13 protein-coding genes are annotated in these 15,599 nt (G+C 46.9%); 8 read left to right on the top strand and 5 right to left on the bottom strand.

The features are described 5' to 3' along the window. Nucleotides 1–26 precede the first annotated feature (26 nt). The 5 genes from EML15_RS06060 to EML15_RS06040 all read left to right on the top strand — a co-directional run bounded on the left by EML15_RS06060 (nucleotide 27) and on the right by EML15_RS06040 (nucleotide 4,845). Nucleotides 27–1,667, top strand: a complete 1,641-nt coding sequence (locus EML15_RS06060; protein WP_144273951.1) for an acyl-CoA carboxylase subunit beta — start codon at nucleotides 27–29, stop codon at nucleotides 1,665–1,667. A gap of 101 nt (nucleotides 1,668–1,768) precedes the next feature. Beyond that, a complete protein-coding gene (locus EML15_RS06055) occupies nucleotides 1,769–3,400 on the top strand; it encodes an acyl-CoA carboxylase subunit beta (protein ID WP_144273949.1) in 1,632 nt (543 codons plus the stop codon). A gap of 55 nt (nucleotides 3,401–3,455) precedes the next feature. Then, on the top strand, nucleotides 3,456–3,695 hold the full coding sequence (locus EML15_RS06050; protein ID WP_144273947.1) for an acyl-CoA carboxylase subunit epsilon: 240 nt from the start codon (nucleotides 3,456–3,458) through the stop codon (nucleotides 3,693–3,695). A 64-nt stretch (nucleotides 3,696–3,759) separates the two neighbouring features. Further along, on the top strand, nucleotides 3,760–4,380 hold the full coding sequence (locus tag EML15_RS06045; RefSeq protein WP_144273945.1) for a nucleoside triphosphate pyrophosphatase: 621 nt from the start codon (nucleotides 3,760–3,762) through the stop codon (nucleotides 4,378–4,380). Between the two features lie 54 nt (nucleotides 4,381–4,434). Next, nucleotides 4,435–4,845: a DUF3151 domain-containing protein gene (locus EML15_RS06040; protein WP_144273943.1), complete on the top strand. Its 411-nt coding sequence runs from the start codon at nucleotides 4,435–4,437 to the stop codon at nucleotides 4,843–4,845. A gap of 47 nt (nucleotides 4,846–4,892) precedes the next feature. Here EML15_RS06040 and EML15_RS06035 read toward each other — a convergent pair whose 3' ends face one another. From EML15_RS06035 to EML15_RS06025, 3 genes are all read right to left on the bottom strand, one after another. Continuing rightward, nucleotides 4,893–6,041, bottom strand: a complete 1,149-nt coding sequence (locus tag EML15_RS06035; RefSeq protein ID WP_144273941.1) for an ATP-binding protein — start codon at nucleotides 6,039–6,041, stop codon at nucleotides 4,893–4,895. 213 nt (nucleotides 6,042–6,254) lie between these two features. Beyond that, nucleotides 6,255–7,313, bottom strand: a complete 1,059-nt coding sequence (locus EML15_RS06030; RefSeq protein WP_144273940.1) for a Cj0069 family protein — start codon at nucleotides 7,311–7,313, stop codon at nucleotides 6,255–6,257. A gap of 330 nt (nucleotides 7,314–7,643) precedes the next feature. Continuing rightward, nucleotides 7,644–7,799, bottom strand: coding sequence for a hypothetical protein (locus EML15_RS06025; protein WP_185967191.1), 156 nt, complete (start codon nucleotides 7,797–7,799; stop codon nucleotides 7,644–7,646). Here EML15_RS06025 and EML15_RS06020 point away from each other — a divergent pair. From EML15_RS06020 to EML15_RS06010, 3 genes are all read left to right on the top strand, one after another. Then, nucleotides 7,798–8,670, top strand: a complete 873-nt coding sequence (locus EML15_RS06020; protein ID WP_144273938.1) for a sulfurtransferase — start codon at nucleotides 7,798–7,800, stop codon at nucleotides 8,668–8,670. The genes EML15_RS06025 and EML15_RS06020 overlap by 2 nt on opposite strands. A 273-nt stretch (nucleotides 8,671–8,943) precedes the next feature. Further along, a complete protein-coding gene (locus tag EML15_RS06015; protein WP_144273937.1) occupies nucleotides 8,944–10,728 on the top strand; it encodes an acetyl/propionyl/methylcrotonyl-CoA carboxylase subunit alpha in 1,785 nt (594 codons plus the stop codon). Nucleotides 10,729–10,990: 262 nt separating this feature from the next. Next, complete coding sequence (locus EML15_RS06010; protein WP_144273936.1) at nucleotides 10,991–12,757, top strand: alkaline phosphatase D family protein; 1,767 nt, start codon at nucleotides 10,991–10,993, stop codon at nucleotides 12,755–12,757. An 80-nt stretch (nucleotides 12,758–12,837) separates the two neighbouring features. Here the strand turns inward: EML15_RS06010 and EML15_RS06005 are convergent, their stop codons facing one another. Both EML15_RS06005 and EML15_RS06000 read right to left on the bottom strand, forming a co-directional pair. Next, entirely contained in the window at nucleotides 12,838–14,256 is a 1,419-nt protein-coding gene (locus tag EML15_RS06005; protein WP_146338526.1) for an NAD(P)H-quinone dehydrogenase, read from the bottom strand. A gap of 107 nt (nucleotides 14,257–14,363) precedes the next feature. Then, entirely contained in the window at nucleotides 14,364–15,563 is a 1,200-nt protein-coding gene (locus EML15_RS06000; RefSeq protein WP_144273935.1) for an amidohydrolase, read from the bottom strand. Nucleotides 15,564–15,599 lie beyond the last annotated feature (36 nt).

Here is a 15,599-nt window from a genome sequence, read left to right as displayed (position 1 = left end):
TACATACAATACTAAATTAGTAAAACATGACTATTTCCTCATATTCTGTGGACACTTCTTCCCTTCCTGGAAAAATGACCACCGCTGAAAAAATTTCCGACCTCATCACACGCCGTCGCAAAGCACTCCTGCCACTAGGAAAAGCAGCGCTAGCAAAAGTACGCAGTCAAGGCCGGCTTAGCGCACGCGATCGCCTCGAGTATCTACTTGATGAAGGCTCATTTATCGAAACCGATCAGCTTGCCAAGCATCGCACTTTTTCTTTTTCCATGCAGGAAAAACGTCCAGAAACCGATGGAATCATCACTGGATGGGGCACTATCGACGGGCGGGAAGTCTGCATTTTCTCCCAAGACGGCACCGTGTTCGGTGGCGCATTAGGAGAAGTCTATGGAGAAAAAATGTGCAAAATAATGCGACTAGCCGTCGACACAGGGCGCCCCCTCATTGGGCTTTATGAAGGTGCCGGAGCACGCATTCAAGACGGTGCCGTCTCTCTGGATCTCATCGCGCAAACTTTCTATCACAACATCAACGCCTCCGGTGTCGTGCCACAAATATCAGTAATCATGGGCTCCAGCGCTGGTGGAAATGCGTATTCACCAGCACTGACCGACTTTGTCATCATGGTAGAAAATAGTGCCAAGATGTTTGTTACCGGTCCCGATGTAATTAAAACAGTCACCGGAGAGGAAGTTTCCCAAGAACAATTAGGTGGGGCAGCCATACATATGACCACCGCAGGAAACTCCCACTACACTGCCGAAAGCGATAAAGACGCACTTGACTTCGTCGCTGATCTCATCAGTTTTCTTCCAGATAATAATCGCTGCGTTGCCCCTATCACTGATCATCACGTCGATGAAGGCACTATCGACTCTTGTCTCACCCCCGACGATATGCGCCTCGACACCATTATCCCAGATTCCCCCAGCATCCCCTATGACGTTCATGAGGTCATCAGTGCGCTTACCGACGATGGTGATTATCTTGAAATTCAAGCTCAGCGTGCAGAAAATGTGGTCATCGCCTTCGGGCGCATTGAAGGACAATCAGTTGGTTTTGTCGCCAATCAACCCACACAATTGGCTGGATGTTTGGATATCGATTCCGCAGAAAAGGCAGCAAGATTTATTCGCACCTGCGATGCCTTTAACATCCCTATCATTATGCTGGTCGACGTTCCGGGATTCCTCCCGGGAACTAACCAAGAACACGGTGGCATTTTGCGTCGAGGAGCTAAATTACTCTATGCCTATGGGGAAGCAACAGTACCAAAAATTACAGTCACAATGCGTAAAGCCTATGGTGGGGCATATTGCGTTATGGGTTCTAAAGGTCTTGGTGCTGATGTTAATTTCGCATGGCCAACAGCACAGATTGCAGTTATGGGTGCCGCAGGTGCCGTCGGATTTTTGCACAGAAAAGAAATAACCGCAGCCACAAAAAATGGAATGAGTGCAGAAAATATCGCAGAACTTATCCATTCTTTTGAGCGCGAATATGAAGATCAGATGCTTACCCCCTATCTCGCTGCTGAGCGTGGTTTGATTGACGCAGTTATTTTGCCCAGAGAGACACGCAGTCAACTAGCCAGAAATTTGCGTTTACTCAGAACAAAGCACGTACAGCGCCCCGCACGCAAGCACGGAAATATCCCCCTTTAGCACCCCCTTTTTCCGTTTTCTTTTCCTTTTCTTTTCTTCGATCGAACTTTTTTAACAAAACAGTTCACATAACAAGTCTTGACAACCTAAACTAGGAAAACATGACTGCCACACTCAATAATAATGCCGATAATCAGGCACCAGATCTTTCTACCACCGCTGGTAAACTTGCAGATCTTCGTGCTCGACTTGCCGAGGCACAAGCCCCAATGGGGCAAGCTGCCGTTGAAAAAACCCATGAAGCTGGAAAGAAAACAGCTCGTGAGCGTATCGAATACCTCCTTGATGAAGGGTCATTCGTTGAAGTAGACGCATTAGCACGTCACCGTTCTAAAAACTTTGGTCTTGATGCAAAACGTCCAGTCACTGATGGTGTCGTTACCGGTTATGGCACTATCGACGGAAGAAAAGTGTGTGTATTCTCCCAGGACGGCGCTATTTTCGGCGGTGCACTTGGAGAAGTTTATGGTGAGAAAATCGTCAAAATCATGGATCTCGCCATTAAAACTGGGGTACCTCTCATTGGTATCAATGAAGGTGCCGGCGCTCGTATTCAAGAGGGCGTAGTATCTCTCGGATTGTATTCACAGATTTTCTACCGCAATACCCTTGCCTCAGGTGTTATTCCACAGATTTCACTTATCATGGGCGCTTGTGCAGGTGGACACGTATATTCACCAGCTCTTACCGACTTCATCATCATGGTTGATAAGACATCCAAGATGTTCATCACCGGCCCAGATGTCATCAAGACCGTTACTGGCGAAGAAGTCACTCAAGAAGAACTCGGTGGTGCACATACTCATATGGCAACCTCAGGTACTTCGCACTACACTGCTGCCGATGATGCTGACGCTCTTGATTGGGTACGCGACCTTGTTGGGTTCCTCCCCTCTAATAACCGCGCTGAAGCTCCTCGTGAGCAAGCTGAGATTATGGTTGGTTCCATCCAGGACAACATCACGGATTCTGATCTCGAACTCGACACTCTCATCCCTGATTCACCCAACCAGCCTTATGACATGAAAGATGTCATTACACGCGTTCTCGATGATGAAGATTTCTTCGAGATTCAAGAAGGCTATGCAGGCAATATCATTACTGGTTTCGGTCGAGTCGAAGGACGTTCTGTGGGCATCGTTGCTAACCAGCCAACAGAGTTCGCCGGCTGTCTTGACATTAAAGCATCAGAGAAAGCAGCACGCTTTATCCGCACCTGCGATGCGTTTAACATTCCTATCATCGAGTTCGTCGATGTACCAGGGTTCTTGCCTGGAACAAACCAAGAATATGACGGCATTATTCGTCGTGGCGCTAAATTGCTCTACGCTTACTCAGAGGCTACCGTCGGAAAAATTACTGTTATTACCCGTAAGTCTTATGGTGGCGCATACTGCGTTATGGGTTCCAAAGATATGGGTGCAGATCTCGTTTTTGCTTGGCCAACAGCACAAATTGCCGTCATGGGTGCAGCAGGAGCTGTGGGATTCATCTACCGCAAAGAGCTTAAGGCTGCAGCAGCCGAAGGTAAGGATGTAACCGCAGTCGCTAAGGAATACGAACGCGAATATGAAGAAACTCTCGTTAATCCATATATGGCAGCCGAGCGTGGTTTCGTTGACGCAGTTATTCCGCCATCAGAGACTCGTGGGCAAATCATCGAAGGCTTGCGCCTCTTGGATCGTAAAGTGGTCAATGTCCCAGCAAAGAAGCACGGTAATATCCCACTGTAATGCTTAACAATACGTTGTTGTTCGTTGTTACAGTCCACACAGGAAGATGAATGCCATGTCCGAAAAAGAAAACACTGAGGCCCAGCAGCCAGAAAAGCAGCCTTTTCTGCGCGTTCTCAAAGGCAATCCTAGTGCCAGTGAAGTTGCCGCCCTCACCGTTTTATTCGCTGGTCTTGCTCAGTCCAGCAGTCAAGAACTTGAGCGCGAACGCAACCTTTGGGGCAATATCGAGGAACGACTCCGCAAACCTGCTACCTATAATCCAACAGCGTTTCGCAATGTGAGTTTCTTCTAAGCACTCAGGCTTATCAGCACGTTATCAGGGATCTTAGCATTCTCTTTGCTAAGATCCCTTAACTATGCGCATTGTTCTTGCTTCTGCTTCTCCCTCTCGTAAAGCAATTTTGCTTTCTGCAGGCGTCGAACCGCACATACATCCAGCCCATGTTGATGAGGAGAAACTCATTGCGCAGCTCCACAAGCACAACGCCACACCAGAGCATATCGTTACAGAGCTTGCCACAGCCAAAGCACAATCTATTGCCCCGCAGTATCCGCATGATGTAATCATTGGTGGAGATTCCATGCTGCTTATCGACGGCGCACTTCAAGGAAAACCACACACAATCGACAACACAATCGCTAGGTGGAAAGCACAACGCTCGAAAACTGCGCAACTTATTACAGGGCACCACATTATTACGCCACAAGGTACGCATAGTGAAGCATCATGCACCACTGTGCATTTTGCGAATCCGAATGATGAAGATATCGAGGCATACGCACGAAGTGGTGAACCGCTAAAATGCGCTGGCGCTTTTACGCTAGAGGCATTAGGCGGATGGTTCATCGATAAAATCGAGGGTGACCCCTCTAGCGTAATCGGTTTATCACTTCCTGTTGTTCGTCGAGCGCTTTATCGCTGCGGCTATAGTGTTTCTGATTTTTGGTCTGCTGCTCCCCCAGGGTCGAATCTCTGAGCATCATCTTTCCATATCTTCACATCGGGCAAAAACTTTGGCAGAATCAGTTTTATGACAAAGTTCAACGATATGCTTGCGCCGCCTCCTGTCACACTACCTGCAGAACATATTTCTAGTTCCGTGTCCTATAGCACTGTTCTCGAGCATCCAGACAGCCCACTCATGTGGGCTACCTTGGCAGAAGAAGCAATTGCTCACGCTGCCACTGACCAGGAAAAAGCAACTGCTTATGCTTTCGCCCGAACAGGATATCACCGTAGTCTCGATAGGTTGCGTGCTCATGGTTGGAAAGGCTGGGGTCCAGTACCTTTCACACATGAACCTAATCAAGGTGTGTTGCGAGCAATTGCCGCACTAGGAAAAGCCTCACTGATGATTAACGATCAAAACGAGTACGACCGTATTCGACAAATGCTTTCCGACGCTGACCCTAGCTGTGTTGCCACCTTACTTGACGCATAACTGCCAGGCTTGAGCCGCTGTGCTCAAGCCCACGTTACTTGGGTGTATTAACTTTTTTCTTCCCACATTGGCAGCACCTGTACTTTATTTCTCCTGAGGAACTCCCTCATCCCTGGCATAGCAAAACTTATTTTCCCATGCACAGGTGAATACACCACATGCTTATTCATCAGTCGGATTCGATATTGACTGATGTAATTACTACTGACGTCTAACCGCTGGGCTATATCACTAACCCGCGAAAAGCCTTCATCTTGTGCCATCGCATAGAGGAATGCCTGTTCACGATCACTAAGCGAACGCAAAATAGGACGATGCACATTCATCCCTACAAGAGTTAAGGCTGATTCAGCAGCAGTTTTCACTAATTCTAGTGTTAGCTCACGCTGCTGTAACGTCATAGCTGCGTCAAAGATGCATGACCCCAATGCTTGAATCAAATACGGATACCCTCGAGAAATCTCTAGCGTATTCTGCAAAGCATCGTGATGCCACATTAACCCTTCAGATTGAATAGGTAATTCCAAAGCTAGCCGAGCACTTTCATAGTCAAGAGCTCCTAGCACTTCATGTTGCGCACGACGTAGAAACGTAATTCCTGGTGCATCAAGTAACTTGTCAATGTTCTCAGGCAACCCGGCCATAATTAACGCGATAGGTCGACCTTCGCGAAATAAATGTTGAATTGTTGCAGCAATTTCTTGTAGATCTGCTAATGCCCCTGTGTGCAATTCATCAATGCTCAGCACTAGTCCGGTGCTATGTTTACCTAAAAAATCACACAACGTAGTCAATTGGGATCTCAAACTAGGCGAGGCAACATATTTCTGCTCAGTATGAAAGTTCACTCCGCCCAACCCTGCTGGGATTTGCACACCGGTAATCCGTTTAATTTGCGCTTTTGGATCTAACTCAGATAAGAGAGTGGGTAGGTGCTCCATAACGAGTCGATTTTTTAATCCAGGTATTGCGGTTTCACTTATCACCAACCATCCATTATCGATAGCAGTATTTTCGAGAGCATTCAAGGCAACTGTTTTCCCAACCCCACGTGCTCCAGATAGCAATAACATCCGACGAGCATCTGCTGTTTTTACCTTCAGCCCATCCATAAACGTAGACAGTATTTTATCTCTGCCTACAAAATACTGTGGAGTAATACCGAAGGTAGGAGTAAATGGATTTGCGATATTCATTTTTCTAACTCTAGCTACATAGTGTTTAGTTTTGTTAGTTTTTCTCTATTTTCGCAGGAAAATTTTTTATAAAATAAAAAACAGTGTTTAGTTTTATTAGTTTTTGCTTTCTCGGCGCAATTCCTCATGCAGTCCATAAAGGGCTAAACCCATAAAGAAAAGCACCCCGGAGGGTGCTTTTCTGCGTCAAACAACAATTAAAGAATGACAGTATTAGGCGAACTTCTTTTCTACGCGTGCAATAGCTTCTTTCGCCACTAGCTCTTGAATACCCATATCCAATTCCGAGGTAAATCCAACACAAGAGCAGTTGATCTCACCAAGAACATACGTGTCGGATCCGTCCTCAGCGTCGGCAAGCATGAAGTCTGCGGTCCAGATCAATGGGATGTTGTCGCCACCTAGCTTTTCTGCGATAACTGGACGAGCCTGAGCAAACATATCGATAAGTTCTTGCCATGACTCAGGCTTATCATAGGTGTATTTTGCACCAGAGAAGAGGGTTGCCGAGAAGTTATCCCCACCCTCAGCTGGCTTCTTGTGCACCACGAATACCGGATGAGGACCGACAAGAAGAATGCGGATCTCACCCTCGACGATGCGCGGCATAAAACGCATATCGACGAGCATACCGTTGTCACCAATGATGTACTGATCGCAGAAGTCCATAAACTCACCGAGTTCACGGATTTCTGTGTGATTATCTACCGCTTCAGTACAACGCAACTTTGTATCCAATGGCAATGCAGTACCTGGGGTTACTTGTGCGGCAAGTTCTTTGTCTTCAAGTTGCACACGCCAAATACCAGAACCAGTAGAACCACGATTTTGCTTTAATACGCGCTCGCCATACGACAATGAGGTTGGGAAAGTATTGTGGAAAGTTTCCACATCATAGTAGGCTGCAGTGTCAGCAGGCACAAGGTCAGTGTCGTTGAGCTTTACTAACGCATCTTTGGCACCATATGCCATCATCTCTGCTGGAGTAGACATACCGATAAGACCAGCATCAGATAGCTTGCTGAGTAGATCAAAATATCCTTTTTCACCGCCTGGGATATTGCCAGGATTTACTCTGGAAATATAGGCATCGCAGTTAGTGGATACATACTCGAAAATTGCTTCTGCCCATTCTGGACGATAGAAAATTACTTCGCTTTCCCAGCCTTGTGCTTTGATCGCGTTAACAATTGGCATGGTGTCTTTGCGGTGTCCATCAAAGTATTTATCTGAACCGCCTTCGACCTCGAAAACAACAATGCGCTTGTGCACGATAATTCGCCTTTCCGACGTGAGTGTTTTATGAGTGTGATGTGTGAAGCATTCTGAACCAACATTGTCTTAGCAGGAATCAGGAATAATGCATACACTTTCTATGATATTTAACTAGGCCTCAATGTGCTGAGTGAATAGAAAATCAGTAAGCAATAACACATCTGTGCTGTACATACAGCCTCTATTCAGTAGCGAGAGCTTGATTTTTCTCGGTTTTCACCCAATACCTACCCGATGACACGCTGTTGCCAATCCCCCATCTGTGGCTGCATATCAAGAAAAAAATGCTCACACAACATAAATTGGTTTTATTAGTATTTATGCTATCTACGACATGGAAATTAAGAGATGTATTTTTAATTTTGCACCGTAGTGCATAATATGAATGCCACGCAGATAAATGCGCTTTGGCAGATATAAACCACTAATAAACATAATTACGACAATGAGAACCACATAGTAGAAGAAAGGTTCATTATTCATGGCAGTTCCATTTGATCCACATCCACTCTTACAGGATTATGCCCACCCAGAATGCCTTGTCTCAGCGGCTTGGCTCAGTGCCCGGTTAGGAACAGATGGTATCCGTGTTATCGAGTCTGATGAAGATTCTCTCTTATACGATATCGGTCATATCCCGGGCGCGATTCGGATTAACTGGCTCAAAGATCTCAACGATGGCAGCATTCGAGATTTTATTTCTGGCGAGCAATTCGCGGCTTTGATGGAAGAAAAAGGCATTAGCCGCGACGACACAGTCATTATCTACGGCGATAAAGCAAACTCATGGGCTGCTTTTACTTTTTGGATCTTTAAGCTCTTTGGTCATGAAGATGTGCGCCTGCTTAATGGTGGTCGTGATGCTTGGATGGCAGAAGAGCGCGATACATCTTTTTCCATCCCTGAATACCCTGCCACTCATTATCCAGTAGTAGAGCGTGTAGATGTACCTTTGCGCGCTTTCTTTACTGATGTGTTGGAAAAAAACAACAACACAGTTTTGCTTGATGTCCGAGAGGAAGATGAATATATTGGCAAAAATTCCACTTCCTACCCTCATAAAGGGGCATTACGACAGGGTCATATTCCAAGCGCTATGAATATCACATGGGATAAAACGATCTTACCTAATACTTATTTCCGCTCCCACGAAAATCTCAAAGAGATTTTCCAAACCCTGGATGACTCCATGGAAATAATTACTTACTGCCAAACTGGAGAGCGGGCTGCCCATACCTGGTTTGTTCTTAAATACCTGGTAGGGATTAAAAACGTACGTATTTATGATGGCTCTTGGGCAGAATGGGGCAATATGGTTCGTAACCCTATTATCCGCGGTTCCCTGCCTGCATAATTTTCTTCAGAAAAACTTATTCCCACCGTCGTTAGTTAAGTATCCATGAAGCATTGATATACTGGCTCCTTTTGCGGAATGAACCCATTGCTTTTCGTGGCGAAGAAAATAAAAATATTGTCGTTTTTGCTTTAACTAACTTCAGAATATGCGAAGATATTATGTGTTATTTTCTTTTCCACCTATTACTGTCTTGCTGATAGCAGCACAGTAATATGGTGGTAAAAGTTTAAGTATCGACCTAGAACTCACTACAATCAGGAGAAATCCACCGTGTCTGTAGAAAATAAAAAAATTACAAAGGTACTGATCGCCAACCGTGGTGAAATCGCTATCCGCGTCATTCGTGCAGCTCGTGATGCAGGTATTGCGAGCGTTGCGGTTTATGCTGAACCAGATGCAGATGCACCTTTCGTTTCTCTCGCCGATGAGGCTTTTGCTCTCGGTGGTCAAAACTCTGCTGAGTCTTACTTAGTAATCGAGAAAATCATTGATGCAGCTCAAAAATCAGGCGCAGATGCCATTCACCCAGGTTATGGTTTCCTATCTGAAAATGCTGACTTCGCACAAGCTGTTATTGATGCAGGCTTAATCTGGATCGGTCCTTCCCCGCAGTCAATCCGTGAGTTGGGTGACAAAGTTACCGCTCGCCATATTGCATTGCGTGCAGATGCTCCTATGGCTCCTGGTACCAAAGAACCAGTCAAAGATGCTTCTGAAGTCGTTGCTTTCGCTGAAGAACACGGCTTACCAATCGCTATTAAAGCTGCCTTTGGCGGTGGCGGTCGTGGTATGAAAGTGGCTTATAAGATGGAGGAGGTTGCAGAATTATACGAATCTGCAACACGTGAAGCTACCGCTGCTTTTGGTCGTGGTGAGTGTTTCGTCGAGCGTTATCTAGATAAGGCGCGTCACGTCGAGTGCCAGGTTATTGCCGATCAGCATGGCAATGTTGTTGTCGCGGGTACTCGCGACTGCTCTTTGCAGCGCCGTTTCCAGAAACTCGTTGAGGAAGCACCAGCGCCTTTCCTTACTGAGCAGCAGCGCACCTCTTTGCATGAATCAGCTAAGCGTATTTGTCGCGAAGCAGGATACTACGGTGCAGGTACTGTTGAGTACCTCGTTGGTTCCGATGGATTAATCTCTTTCCTCGAGGTCAATACGCGTCTTCAGGTAGAACACCCAGTGACCGAAGTAACCACCGGTCTTGATTTGGTACGCGAACAATTCCGCATTGCAGAAGGTCAAGAGCTACGTATCAAAGAGGATCCAACTCCACGCGGACACGCATTTGAGTTCCGTATCAATGGTGAAGACGCTGGTTCTAACTTCATGCCTGCACCGGGCAAGATCACAAAGTACGTTGAGCCTGCAGGTTCTGGTGTCCGCATGGACTCTGGCATTGTGGAAGGCTCTGTCATCGGTGGTCAATTCGATTCCATGCTGGCTAAGCTCATTGTCTTTGGTGAAACACGTGAGGAAGCACTGGAGCGCTCTCGTCGTGCACTTTCTGAATACGTGGTTGAAGGTATGCCTACTGTCTTGCCTTTCCATCGTCATATCGTAGAAAACCCTGCATTCGTTGGTGACGGGGAGAAATTCGATGTCTACACCAAGTGGATCGAAGAAGAATGGGATAACCCAATTCCTGCTTATGTTGACCCTGCAGACCAGGCTGAAGAGGAAGCACAAGAGCCAGCACAGAAGGTTATTGTTGAAATTGATGGTCGTCGCGTAGAGGTGGCATTGCCAGCTAATCTCGCTCTCGGCGGTGGCAATGCAGCAGGTGCGAAGAAGAAGGCCAAGAAACGTCGTTCCGGTGGTGCCAAAGCAGGGGTATCCGGTGACACTGTTGCCTCACCAATGCAAGGTACTGTTATCAAGGTCAATGTCGAAGAAGGCGCTGAAGTAGCTGAAGGCGATGTTGTCGTTGTGCTTGAGGCAATGAAGATGGAAAACCCAGTAAAAGCACACAAAGCAGGAACTGTTAGCAGTCTTGCAGTAGCAGCTGGCGAGGGCGTAACCAAGGGTCAAGCACTGCTTGATATTAAGGATTAATCCACTAACGAGCCCATAGCGCGTCAGCCAGCAGAGCAGCGTGCCTAGTATGTCTTTTCCATACTAGGCACGCTATTTTTGTCCTTATCCTGCATATCTTTCAGATGGTATTGCATCCACAACCATAAGATCACCCCCTTGGCTACCCCCATTTTCTGTTCATGCTGCAAAGTTCGTCGAATAGCGTTAGCCTCAATTCGTAAAAAATCTTGGGTATGTGTTTCATGAACCCAGATATCAGCAACATAATTTGGATATTTATATGTCAGATACATCAGTGAAGAAAGCTCATAGTTTCAGTCGTCGTACTTTCCTCTCCTCTAGTGCGCTTACCCTCGGCTTCTTGTCGTTTGGCGCCACGAATGCACAGGCAAATGTTTCCACCCTTGATTCCACAGCTGGATTCCTGCACGGTGTTGCTTCTGGTGACCCACTGCCTGATTCTGTGATCATCTGGACCAGGCTCACCCCTGATGCTGCTGCAGTTCCTGGCTCCGGACTTGGCGCACCAACCCGCGTACGCTGGGAAGTAAGTGCACAGGCTCAGTTCTCCACCATCATTGCTGCTGGTGAAGTCACAACCAGCCCTGATTCTGATCACACAGTAAAAATTAATGTTACTGGTCTTGCCCCTGCAACCACCTATTTTTACCGATTCAGCGTTGTTGATGGTGCACTCAGTGGCACAAGTTCCCCTGTCGGTCGCACTCGTACAGCTCCTGCTGCTGGAGCAACACCACAAAATGTACGCTTTGGTGTCGTTTCCTGCTCTAATATCGAGGCGGGTTATTTCCTTAGTTACCGCGAACTTGCAGCGCGCAATGACGTCGAGTTCATTATTCACCTAGGTGACTACACCTACGAATATGAGTCTGGCAAATACACTGGTCTCTATGGCACTCTCGTGCGCCCTACCCAACCACCTCACCGCACCACCACCCTACAAGATTACCGAGTACGCCTTGGGCACTATCGCCGCGACGTAGATCTCTGCAATCTTCATGCTGCAAAACCAATGATCAGCATTTGGGATGACCACGAATTCGCGGATAATGCATACCGTGATGGTTTCGGTGGTAACTCAGCAACACTCAACGACGACGTACCTGCAATCAAAGCAGCTGCTACCCAGGCATATTATGAATGGATGCCAGTACGTACCTCCAATGACGGAGCCAATGGCACACACCTCTACCGCCACCTACAGTTTGGTAGCCTAGTAGAGCTTATTCTGCCCGATTTGCGTACCTACCGTGATCGCCAATTATTGATGTACGGAAAGGGTAATTTCTTCAAGAGCGACCCTGACTTCCTCAGAGCAACTGGCGATCCACAACGCTCTGCACTAGGCGAGACACAATTTGCTTGGTTAAGCTCCGTGCTGGAAAGTTCGGCAACCCAGTGGCAGGCAATTGGTAACTCAGTCATGATCAGTCCTATGACATTACCGACAAGCGTCGATCCGCTCATCAACACATGGTTGCAGGAGCAATTTGGTCTGCCAAGCGACGGTCTTGCGCTCAACCAAGATCAATGGGATGGCTTTATGGCAGAGCGGCAACGTCTTGTTGATACTCTACGTGCCCAAGGAAAGAATAATGTTGTGTTCTTGACAGGTGATATTCACTCATCGTGGGCATCTGCCGTGCCAGCTAATCCTACCCGTTACCGAGCAGGTGATCGCCAAGCTGCAGCAACGGAATTCGTTGCTCCTTCAGTCACTGCTTCTAATGGTTATGAAGCAATTGTTTCTAAACCCGGCACTGAGGCCTTGGGCGATGTACTCATGAACACGGCTTATGAAGCATTGCGCTTAGCAAATCCTTGGCACCAATGGATCGACATGAAATATCACGGTTTCATGGTGGTTGATTTCAACGCACAACGCACCCAATGCGATTGGTTCTTCACCAATACTGTCTTGGAAAATTCTGCTCAGTTCTACCACGCACGTAGCTACCAAACCCTTGCTGGAGCTCCAGGTCCAGTGGCAGCACCTGCACCTTTGACTCAAACAGCAGTATATTAATTGGCACAAAGATAGCCGAAAGCATAAACGTCGCTAGAAATTTTCTAGCGACGTTTTCTCATGCTTTTATAATGATGTGCTTACTCTAAGTCATCATGTTGAACCAACTGTCGAGCAGCTTCTGTGATGGAACCAGACAAAGACGGATACACAGAGAAAGTGTCAGCAAGGTCAGAAACAGTCAAACCATTAGATACCGCCACTGCAATAGGGAGAATAAGCTCTGAGGCAGTTGGTGCTACCACGACACCACCAATGATGAGCCCGGAATTCTTCCGACAGAAGAGCTTGACAAAACCATGACGTAACGAACGCATTTTTGCCCGTGGATTAGTATGCAAAGGCAACATAATGGTACGTGCCATCACTTCGCCCGATTCAATCTGCGCTTGAGTAATACCCACAGTCGCAATTTCTGGACGAGTAAATACTGCAGTAGCGACAGTCTTCAGCCGAATTGGTGATACACCTTCCCCGAGGGCATGATACATCGCAACACGACCTTGCATAGCTGCTACCGATGCCAAAGGGAATAAATCAGTACAGTCACCAGCAGCATACACACCAGCGACATTTGTCCGAGAAACACGATCAACTTTGATATGACCAGAATCGGTTGTCTCAATACCTACTTTTTCCAAGCCAAGATCTTTTGTATTAGGAATAGAACCAACAGTCATCAAGGCATGAGAACCAAAAATTTCCCGACCATCTGCAGTGCGCACGCACACGCCACCGTCCTCAGTGCGCGTTACGCTATCCACACGTGCATGTTTTTCTAAAGCTACGCCGCGCTCAGCCAACACTGTTTCTAGTACATCAGCAGCATCTGCGTCATCATGCGGCAGAATACGATCACGTGAAGCAACCATCGTTACTTTCACACCTAGCTCTGCAAAAGCAGAAACAAACTCGGCACCAGTCACGCCTGAACCGACGACAACAAGGTGTTCTGGCAATTCTTCAATATCATAGATCTGGCGCCAGGTAAGAATACGCTCACCATCAGGTTGTGCATTAGGCAAAATACGTGGACTAGCTCCTGTGGCCACTAGCACAAGATCACACTCGATAGTTTCTTCTGTGTTTTGCGTGGTTTCTACCTTGATATAGTGCACAGTTTGTTTGTGACTATAATCATCAAAGCTACCGCGACCTTGGATAACACGAATACCATGACGCTGCATTGATTCATAGATATCATGTGATTGCTCATCCGCTAATCCGCGCACACGATGATTCAGCGCTTGAATTTCAAGATAGGTTTCCCCAATTCCTTTATTCAAGCCCATATCATCAGCACGACGTAAATCGGTTTTAATGTTGGCGCCTGCAATAAAAGATTTAGAAGGAACACAGTCATCAATCACTGCGGATCCACCAAGACCGTGGTCTTCGATGAGAGTAATCTCTGCACCATATTTTGCACCAGCTAATGCTGCTTCATACCCAGCTGGGCCACCGCCGATGATGACAATTCGAGTCTTATGTGTAGGCACAGTTCCTCCTGAAGATGAGCAAAAATTATAAGAATCTAAATAACCTAAGTCAGACATAGCGATATTAACTGAAACTACCATTAACAGCCACTTATCGCGTCTTAATGTCACCTACGATCATCACTACGGACGTGTCCACGCATCTGATACTGGTCCAACACCGCCGCAAAAAGCCGGATTCCTACTGCCAAAGACCCCTCATCAGCACGCATATCAGCTTGATGAAGATCCCCCACCTCGCCTATCGTGTCCCAGCACCCCAGTCGAGCCATAGAACCAGGTACATGCTCTAAATACCAGGAGAAGTCTTCCCCACCAGTAGATTGCGCAACCGTAATCACACTTGCAGGATCAAGGGCACGCGCTGCTTGACGCAATAATGAGGTAGCACAATCATCATTGACTACCGGAGGAACCCCCTTGGTATAGACAATGTCATATTCACAACCAGTAGGCGCTAACACTTGGTCAATAAGCTGGCGTAATAACGGTTCCATTTCTCGCCACACGTCAATATCCCCGGTACGTATTGTGCCAGCTACACTACCATGTTCCGGGATAGCATTCGGGGCATAGCCAGCATTAATCGTGCCAAAAACCATCACAGTTGCGCTACGTGGATCAACTCGGCGCGATAATAAACCAGGCAGTTCTGTTACTAATTTTGCCAATGCGTACACCACATCAGTGGTTAAATGCGGACGAGCACTGTGTCCTCCTGCCCCTTTGACCGTGATTTCTACTACATCGCCTGCGGAGGTTATTGCTCCTTCACGCACTCCCACTTGTCCGACCGCTATTTTAGGTTCAGCGTGGACTGCAAAAATTGCGGCAACATCACGCAATGCGCCTTGGGCAATAACTTCAGGCGCCCCACCATCCATTACTTCTTCAGCAGGTTGGAAAATAATGCGCACTCCAGTCTCTAGCTGCGTCGTCTGTGCTAGAAAACACGCTAATGCCAATGCGATAGTGGTGTGTATATCATGCCCACAAGCATGCATAACTCCTGGTTTTACTGAGCTAAAAGGTTCTGCGCTTTGTTCATTAATGGGTAGTGCATCTATATCTGCTCGAAACGCCACGCGGGGTTTATCTTCAGGTCCGATGTCAACATATAACCCAGTTGGGGTAAAACGCACTGGATGAAGCCCATTATGTTTTAGGATTTCTTCAATAAAATCAGTGGTTGCAAACTCTTTATGCGATAACTCTGGGTACTTGTGTATGTGACGACGCCAACCAATGATTTCATCATGGTGTTCTGTTATCCAGTGCTGCGCTTCTTGTAGCAGTGCATTATTCATCCGCGCTTTTCTCCTAACCCCTTTCAATCAGAGTTA

This window comes from Corynebacterium sp. sy017 (genome assembly GCF_017918135.1).
Taxonomy (GTDB): domain Bacteria; phylum Actinomycetota; class Actinomycetes; order Mycobacteriales; family Mycobacteriaceae; genus Corynebacterium.
This window is presented reverse-complemented; position numbering and strand designations above follow the sequence as displayed.